The sequence below is a fragment of the Puniceicoccus vermicola genome, assembly GCF_014230055.1.
GTDB classification, from domain to species: Bacteria; Verrucomicrobiota; Verrucomicrobiia; order Opitutales; family Puniceicoccaceae; genus Puniceicoccus; species Puniceicoccus vermicola.
The window spans coordinates 1-999 of sequence record NZ_JACHVA010000027.1; the positions used below are offsets into that span (position 1 = coordinate 1).

Sequence of the window (999 nt, forward strand, 5' to 3'; positions counted from 1 at the left end):
GAGAGCTCCTTTTCGCTGCGACCGGGCCTGACCTCGAAGACCCGATTGTTGCCGAGGTCGCAGAAGGTGGTGCAAAAGCGGTTCTTTTTGCCCAGGGTATGCTCGTCGATTCCGAGCATCCGGGGGCAATCCCGGTTGGAACGTTTGCGCACCTCCAGCTCGGTGTGCTGGTGATAAATCCGTTCGACCGTAGCCTGCCCGATTCGCTCCCTCTTGGCCAAAGTGCTCGCGCAGATCCCGTCTTCGTGGCGCTGGTGGACTTCCTTGCGAAAGAGCTCCGAGCTCTGGCGATAAGGACGGATGCCCGGAAGCGTGGGAAGGAAACTCCGCTTGCACCTCCAGCACCAGAAACGGCGGGTGTGCACCAACAAAAAAGTTGAACGAACATAACCACTTCGATGACGCACCTTCCGAAGATAACGGCCCTTACTGCGCGGCCCCGGGGCCGCGCAGTAAGGGCATCTCTCAGGCTCCCTCTCCAGAACCGCCTCCAACTCGTCCAAATCCGATTTGCATCGCTGCGAGATCACTTCGTAGCCTGCTATTCCTGTTAGGTTATTCATTGGGGACATGATGGTCTTTGCCCCTCATGTCCCCAAACTTTGAGGAAGACCGCCCGCGAAGCGTCAACGCCAGTCCGCCATAGCTTTTGAGCTTCCCCTGATATGTTGGACAGCTCGGTGCAAATGAAAAGGATAACCGATATGCCACCAACCAAACCTGCCTATTCCCGTGAGTTCCGCGAGGGAGCTGTTGATCTTCTGATCAGTAGTGCTCGCCCTCTCAAGCACGTAGCTGAAGAACTGGGAGTTTCCCCGAACACGCTGAGATTATGGCGTAATCGTGCAGCTGGGATCGGAGGAGAAGGAAGGGATCGAGACCGGCGTGAGCCGGGGGAGATGCCTTCCGGAGCCTCCGATCCTGATGAAGCCTCGGAGCTAAAGCGTTTGCGCCGGGAGAACGAGCAACTGCGTCGTCAGCGCGACATCTTAAAAAAAG

General features: G+C 57.2%; 2 protein-coding genes. One reads left to right on the plus strand and one right to left on the minus strand.

Features of this window, described 5'->3' with window-relative positions:
* Positions 1 to 563 (minus strand): transposase (locus H5P30_RS02210; protein WP_185691332.1); only part of this gene is annotated, 563 nt, incomplete at its 3' end.
* Between the two features lie 123 nt (positions 564 to 686).
* On the opposite strand from H5P30_RS02210, the gene H5P30_RS02215 reads away from it, so the two are divergent.
* The coding region (locus tag H5P30_RS02215; protein ID WP_185691333.1) for a transposase at positions 687 to 999 on the plus strand (313 nt) is incomplete at its 3' end.